The 6,751-nt window shown below is 47.9% G+C and carries 6 protein-coding genes; all 6 read right to left on the reverse strand.

Going from position 1 to position 6,751, the window contains the following annotated elements:
- Positions 1 to 65 precede the first annotated feature (65 nt).
- Positions 66 to 1,394: a nitrogenase component 1 gene (locus tag B2089_RS11870; RefSeq protein ID WP_296324728.1), complete on the reverse strand. Its 1,329-nt coding sequence runs from the start codon at positions 1,392 to 1,394 to the stop codon at positions 66 to 68.
- A gap of 81 nt (positions 1,395 to 1,475) precedes the next feature.
- Complete coding sequence (locus B2089_RS11875; RefSeq protein WP_296324731.1) at positions 1,476 to 1,910, reverse strand: NifB/NifX family molybdenum-iron cluster-binding protein; 435 nt, start codon at positions 1,908 to 1,910, stop codon at positions 1,476 to 1,478.
- Entirely contained in the window at positions 1,903 to 2,775 is an 873-nt protein-coding gene (locus B2089_RS11880; RefSeq protein ID WP_296324733.1) for a radical SAM protein, read from the reverse strand. Before B2089_RS11880 ends, B2089_RS11875 begins: the two co-directional genes overlap by 8 nt.
- 87 nt (positions 2,776 to 2,862) lie before the next feature.
- Positions 2,863 to 3,966, reverse strand: a complete 1,104-nt coding sequence (locus B2089_RS11885; protein ID WP_296324735.1) for a M20 metallopeptidase family protein — start codon at positions 3,964 to 3,966, stop codon at positions 2,863 to 2,865.
- Positions 3,963 to 5,120 carry a pyridoxal phosphate-dependent aminotransferase gene (locus B2089_RS11890; protein ID WP_296324737.1) on the reverse strand — a complete coding sequence of 386 codons (1,158 nt, stop codon included), beginning with the start codon at positions 5,118 to 5,120 and terminating at the stop codon, positions 3,963 to 3,965. The genes B2089_RS11885 and B2089_RS11890 overlap by 4 nt, the downstream gene beginning before the upstream one ends.
- 169 nt (positions 5,121 to 5,289) lie before the next feature.
- The gene (locus B2089_RS11895) at positions 5,290 to 6,660 is read right to left on the reverse strand and encodes an FAD-binding oxidoreductase (protein WP_296324739.1); all 1,371 of its coding nucleotides are present in this window, start codon (positions 6,658 to 6,660) and stop codon (positions 5,290 to 5,292) included.
- Positions 6,661 to 6,751: the final 91 nt, after the last annotated feature.

A 6,751-nucleotide genomic window follows, 5' to 3' on the forward strand; every position in this document is an offset into this window, starting at 1 on the left:
AGTTTTGCCAACGGCAAAATCTGCCTGTGATAAAAAGTACACGGAAGTACTTTTTATCACGTCTCCTAGAGTTTCAATTTGCTCAAAGCGGCTGTGAAAATCTGTTCAAGGAGGTGCAAGCCTCCCGAATAGCCAGCGATGTGGTCGTTGATTACGAGCTTTTCAAGCATCGGATAGCTTACATTCACATAATGCGCCCCGATTTCAGCGGCCAGTTTTTTCTCCCAGTTTGAGCCGATTATGAGGGGAGTGCCCGCAAAGTCAGTCTTTTTAATCTGCTCCTGAATGTCGTGGCCGTCCGTAGTGAACTGAACCTGAGCCTGAATGCCATAGTTGAGGTTTGAAATCTCGTTTGCGATTTTGTCACGGAAGGCTTCCGGCGCGTCATCGGTGATAAAGACTTTCTCCGGGAAAAGACCCATGTCGTTTACAAGGAATTTCGTGACCGCCATGGTGTACTGGCTGTCGCTGACCACGGTAAAGCGTTTCCCCAGGATTCGGGTCTCAAGAAGAGTATCTGCGAATCGCTCGATATAATAGTAGAATTCAGCTTCCTTCTCGTTGATGACCTTTTCAACCAAGTCCTTGTCAGCACCGGTAAATTCCTGAACTGCACGAAGGAATTTCGTCGTTTCGCTCGCGCCAATCGGAAGAATCGGATAATGCAAAAGGGGAATCTTGAATTTACTCTCAATATATTTTGCGCTTTCCAAACCGACCCAAGGCGAAATCAAAATTGTGAATTCGGCACGGGCGACATTCTTTATGTTTTCGATTCCCCGGCCAAAGCCGAAGATTGTGTTTGGCTTTAACCCGATGGCAGAGATAAGGTTTTCAATTTCCCGCAAATTTCCAAGCCAGTAAGGATCCTGCTGAGGAGGCCCTGCGAAAATGTTGACCAGACCTTTAATCGTTCCGCCGGCCTCTTCCCGCTCGTCTTTGATTGCCGGGCGGTTCAGGTATTGCTCGAAGATTGACTTTAAAATCCAGTCGTGACCCACGTAGTTGTTGCCCTTGAAGCCCGGAGTTTTCGCCCAGATTACAGGCTTTTCCTCGTCCTCAAATTCCTGGGCAACTTCCTTGATGTCGTCGCCGATAATCTCGCCGGTACAGCCTGAAAGCACCACGAACAAGTCAGCGTCGATTACCCGGAGAGCGTTGTGAATCGTAGAGCGCAACTTTTCCGCACCGCCAAAGACAACCTCCTTCTCCGAGATCGAAGTACAAGGGAAGATGTTGGGGCTGTAGCGGCCGCTGGTTCCGTTGTTGTCGTTCAGTTTTGAAGCGCAGCCCGGTCCCGAATGAAGGACTGGAATCGCCCCCGTGATTGACTGAACGGTCTGCATTGCAGCCAGCGCACACTTGTAACGCGGCTGGTCTAAGATTTTCGCCATACTCAATACCTCTTATTTGACGCAGATACACACAGATGGACGCAGATTTTTTTATCAGCGTTTATCCGCGTTCATCCGCGTCTAGTTAGTTTTATAATTTTGTTTCCTTTCTTTTATTTTTTTTCTGAATTCATTGATTTTTGAGATTGCCTCGTCAATCGGTAGAACTATGTCGTAGGCGGTCACATCGTATTTTGCAAGTGCCCTGATTGCGTGGGGGCCTATGCGCGCCACAAGAACATAATCCACATCGGAGAGGGCTTTCGCAATTTCGTCCATGGGAGAAGAAGCCTCGCCTGCCCCATTGTGACCGCCGCAGGGGGAATCGCTTTCTTTCTGCGCTCCTCCGCAAGAGCCGCCTGAGCAGGCAGCACTAACATCCCGCTCTTCCACATCCTCGAATTTGCCAGACTCTTCATCTACCTCAAAAATCAGGAAATTCGAAACATGACCAAAGTGAGAATCCACTGTTTTTCCGTCGCTTGTGGCAACCGCTACTTTGTATTTATCAGCCATGGGAAAAAGTCTCCTTCGTGTTCACCCGACCCATGTAGATTTCACTTCCGATGTCATATTCCCCCGGAACTCCGATTGCGTCAGCACGGCAGTGGGCGCAGTGAGTGAAAATGTTGATGTAGGGATAAGCCGCTTTCCGAGCATTATCCAGTTCCGTGAATGTGGGCGCGTGAAGGTCGCGCAATTCGTTTTGCGGAATCAGCGGAATGATATTGTAAATATGCGCCCCGGCATCCTTTACGGTGTAGGCAATCTCCTCAATATGCTGGTCGTTGATTCCCGGACAGAGAACAGAATTGACTTTTATCAACATTCCGCTGTCGGCGACTTTTTTGATTCCTTCAATCTGGTTATGAATAAGGATTTTTGCCGCCTCTACTCCCGTGTAAATTTTTCCGTGATAAATGATTTTATTGTTAAGCTGGGCTTCAATCTCTGGCTGAACGGCATTTACCGTAACCGTAAGCGTGTCGATTCCAACTTCAATCAGCTCATCGGCTTTTTCGGGCAAAAGAAGTCCGTTGGTGCTCATACAACGGATAAGCTGGGGAAATTCTTTTTTGACGAGGCGGAATGTTTCAAGGGCGTAAGGAGTTGCCAGCGTGTCGCCAGGGCCTGCGATTCCAACGACTGTAAGCTCAGGACATCGCTCTAAAGCCCGGCGGATATACTCCAGGGACTCTTCCGGCTTGATGACCGTGCTTGTGACTCCCGGCCTGTTTTCATTTTCATTGATTTTACGGTCACAAAAGCGACACTCGATATTGCAGCCAGGCGCGACCGGCAAATGAATCCGTCCCTTATTGTGCTTGTGAGGCCCAAAGCAGGGATGCTCACGGTAAATTGTCTCTTCGTCTAATGCCATATAGTACCTCTAAAATTTGGCCTTAGTTTTTATAACCTATTGACTAGGTAGGTTATAAGCACAGTGTAAATTCTTTTACCTACTTAGTCAATAGGAAATAAGCATTTCCGAAAAATATTTTGCACCTAATTCGATTGATTTTGGATTTGCGGTGAATCCAGGATTATGAAGGGGCTTTGTCTTTCCTACGCCAAGCCAGACCATGATTCCGCGGAATTTTTCCTGATAAAAAGCAAAATCTTCCCCCACCATTGTGATTTCAGGGCGGACTGGCTTTAATCCAAGACTTTCCGCTGTTTTCCATGCGTAGGCTGCGAGTTCTTTGTCATTATTTGTGCAGGGCGGAGCATTTTCGATTTCTACACTGGCTTCTTCTTCAAAGGCGGCGGCCGTGTTTCGGGCAATTTCAGTGAGGCGGCGGCTTACAAAGGCACGGGTTTCTGGATTTGTGGTGCGGATTGTTCCTTCAAGAAGCACTTCTTCGGGGATGATGTTCCAGTTTGAGCCGCCCTGTATGTGGGTTACGCTGACTAAGGCCTGGTCGTTTGGATTTACATTGCGGGAAACGATTGTCTGTAAAGAACTGATGACCGCCGCACTTGCGGCAATTGGGTCACGGCCGTTTTGCGGTTCTGCTCCGTGAGAGCCTTTTCCTTTGATTGTGATTTTAAAAAGGTCAACCGCCGCCGTAATCGCTCCTTCTTTAATTCCCACCTGACCGACTTCAAGAAGCGGGCTTGAATGAAGGGAAAAAATTGCGTCGATTCCATCTAAAACGCCTGTTTTAAGGATTTCAAGAGCTCCCTTTCCGTTTTCTTCGGAAGGCTGAAAGACAAAAAGCACTTCTCCACAAAGTTCAGATTTTTTCTGATTCAAAAGTCGGGCTGTTTCGAGGCCGACCGAGATGTGAATGTCATGGCCACAGGCGTGCATTTTTCCGGGATTTTTTGATTTGTAGGGAAGATTTGTCTTTTCTTCAAGGGGAAGGGCATCAATGTCAGCACGGAAAGCGATTTTCTTTCCAGGCTTAGAGCCGACTATGCGGGCGACAAGACCGGTTTTTAACGGCAAATCGAGGATTTCAATTCCTTCATCGGCGAGAATTTTTCTGATGAAGGCTGTGGTCTCAAATTCCTCAAAAGAAAGTTCTGGATTCTGGTGTAAATGCTCAAAAATTTCTGTACAGGTCATATTTTCTTCCGAATATCACTCAGCCGGTTCAGGGCTTCGTTCAATGTTTCGTCTTTTTTTGCGAAATGCAGACGGACATAGCGGTTTTCCTTCTCCTTAAAGAAACTGGAGCCAGGAACTGAACCCACGCCCACTTTTTGAGCCAGAACCTGGGCAAATTCCAAATCTGACTCAAAGCCGAATTCGGAAATGTCAATGAGAATGTAATAGGCTCCCTCCGGGACTGTGTGGCTAAGGCCGATTGAGTCTAGTCCGCGAAGGAAAAGGTCTCGCTTATGGGTGTATTTTTCCTGCAGGTCTTTGTAGTAATCGTCGCCGAACTTTAAGCCTGTAACGGCCGCTTCCTGCAAGGGGGCCGCCGCACCGACGGTGAGGAAATCATGGACTTTTTTAATTCTGTCGGTGATTTCTGCGTTTGCCTGAGTGTAGCCCAGCCTCCAGCCTGTGATTGAGTAGGTTTTTGAAAGGGAATTGCAGGTAATCGTGCGCTCTTTCATGCCTGGAAGGCTTGCCATGTAGGTATGCTCGTGCGGCTTGTAAAGAATATGCTCGTAAACTTCATCGGTGATGACAAAAGTATCATATTTTTTTGCAAGGTCAGCGATTATCGTAAGCTCCTCGCGGGTAAAGACCTTTCCGCAGGGGTTCGACGGATTGCAGACGATGATTGCCTTGGGCTTCTGCCTGAATGCGTCTTCAAGAACGGCAGCATCAAAGCGGAAAGTCGGCGGAATCAATGGAACATAAATCGGCTGGGCACCAGAGAGAATCGTGTCCGCACCGTAATTTTCATAAAACGGAGAGAATACAATCACTTTGTCGCCGGGATTTGTCACGCTCATCATGGCGGCCATCATCGCTTCGGTTGAGCCACAAGTGACGACAAGCTCCTCGTTCGCCTTCACGCTTACTCCAGAAAAATGCTGGATTTTGGCAGCAAGTGCCTCCCGGAAATTCTGTGCCCCCCAGGTGATTGCGTACTGATGAAAGTCCTCTTTTGTGACCTGAGCAAGTCGTTCAAGAATCTCGCGCGGTGGCTCAAAGTCCGGGAATCCTTGCGAGAGATTTACAGCCCCGTACTGATTTGAGATTCGGGTCATGCGGCGGATTACGCTGTCGGTAAAAGTTGCGGTTCGGTTTGAAAGTTCTGGCATATTGCTTGCTCCATTTCGTTTTTAAATTTAAGGGCACATCCCTACGCAGCAAGCTGCTTCGGGTCGGGCTTTTCGGGGTGCCGCTGTCGCTTCATTGCTACATTCCTTCGCTGCGCTTCGTCATTTCGCAACGGCTACGCCGCCCCTACAATCCCTTGTGCGGGATTATTTATCTCACATACGAAATATTTGAATTCAAAATCCTTTTCGGGTCAAAGGCGGATTTTACGGCGTTCATAAGCTCCACATTTGCCTTTGGAGTCTCAGCAAAGAAAAAGTCTCTCTTGCTCACTCCAAGACCATGCTCGCCGGAAATCAGACCGCCCAATTCCCTTGCATAAGAATAGAGCTTTGAAAGATTTTCGCCAAGTTCTTTTTGCCAAGTTTCTTCGCTGCGGTCGCCACGGACAACGCAGAGGTGAACATTTCCGTCGCCTGCGTGACCGAAGCTTATCATCTGCATTCCGCTCTCCCCTTCCAGCTTGTTTACGAAATTGACGAAATCAGCGACTTTTGCAATGGGAACGACAATATCAAGCGGTTCCTGCTCGCTTACGGCCTCAACTGCCTTTACAAGACAGCCACGGATGCGCCATACATTCTGAGAAAGTGCGGAGTCATCAAGGGAAATGATTTTCTCTGCTGAATCTTTGAGGACTGTCTGCAGGTTTTTGAAAGCAGAGTCAATTTCTTCTGCACTTCCGTCAAAAGTGAGAAGAAGATAAGCCTCGCTTTCAAGGGGAAATTTGAGATTCAGGAACTTTTCGCCCAAAGCTACGACTTTTCTTTCGATGAACTCTACGGCCGTGGGATTGAGATTTGCCTGTAAGATTTTCGGAACGGCCTCAATCCCACCTTTGAGCGAGCTGAATCCTGCAAGAAGGCTCAAAGATTTCTCTGGCTTTCCCACAAGCCGAAGCAAACACTTTGTGATGACGGCAAGCGTTCCTTCCGAGCCAATTACGATGTCTTTGAGGTCAAGGCCCGTGGTGTCCTTTCGGTTTTTGCTTCCCAATGTGATTACACTTCCGTCGGCTTTTACGATTTCAAGCCCCATCACATAATCTCTGGTGACTCCGTATTTTACAGCCCTCATTCCACCGGCATTGGTAGAAATGTTTCCGCCGATTGAAGCCCTCTTTTCCCCCGGATCAGGCGGATAAAAAAGCCCCAGGCTCTCGACATATTTCTGAAAATCCTCAAGAATCACGCCAGGCTCAACAGTCGCCGTAAAGTTCTCCCTGTCGATTTCAAGAATTTTGTTCATCAAAGAAAAATCAAGGATGATCGAGCCATCGTGAGGAACCGTAGACCCCACAAGATTAGTTCCCGCTCCACGAGGCGTTACCGGAATTCCATTCGAGTAAGCGAATCGCAAAACCGCGCTCACCTCTTCTGTTGACGTCGGAAAGACCAAAGCCGAGGCCACGCCCTTTTTGCGGCCAAGCGTGTCGGAAAGATATTTTTCTTCGATTGAAGGAGCGAAAACAATACGATTTGTGTCTTTTATGATAGAAGAAAGTTGCTCGATTTTTGACATTTCCTGTTCCTGAAGATTGCCACACGGATTCGGAAAATCTAACGATTTTCCATAAAATATAAACCGTCAAGCAGGCGTTGCGGGCGGCGTT

Origin of the sequence: Treponema sp. UBA3813, from assembly GCA_002368605.1 — a bacterium.
In the GTDB taxonomy this organism is placed as follows: domain Bacteria; phylum Spirochaetota; class Spirochaetia; order Treponematales; family Treponemataceae; genus Treponema_D.

Bases quoted from the DNA above. Each gene is read 5' to 3' on its own strand.
- B2089_RS11870 (WP_296324728.1), bottom strand. From the start codon at position 1,394: ATGGCGAAAATCTTAGACCAGCCGCGTTACAAGTGTGCGCTGGCTGCA.
- B2089_RS11875 (WP_296324731.1), bottom strand. From the start codon at position 1,910: ATGGCTGATAAATACAAAGTAGCGGTTGCCACAAGCGACGGAAAAACA.
- B2089_RS11880 (WP_296324733.1), bottom strand. From the start codon at position 2,775: ATGGCATTAGACGAAGAGACAATTTACCGTGAGCATCCCTGCTTTGGG.
- B2089_RS11885 (WP_296324735.1), bottom strand. From the start codon at position 3,966: ATGACCTGTACAGAAATTTTTGAGCATTTACACCAGAATCCAGAACTT.
- B2089_RS11890 (WP_296324737.1), bottom strand. From the start codon at position 5,120: ATGCCAGAACTTTCAAACCGAACCGCAACTTTTACCGACAGCGTAATC.
- B2089_RS11895 (WP_296324739.1), bottom strand. From the start codon at position 6,660: ATGTCAAAAATCGAGCAACTTTCTTCTATCATAAAAGACACAAATCGT.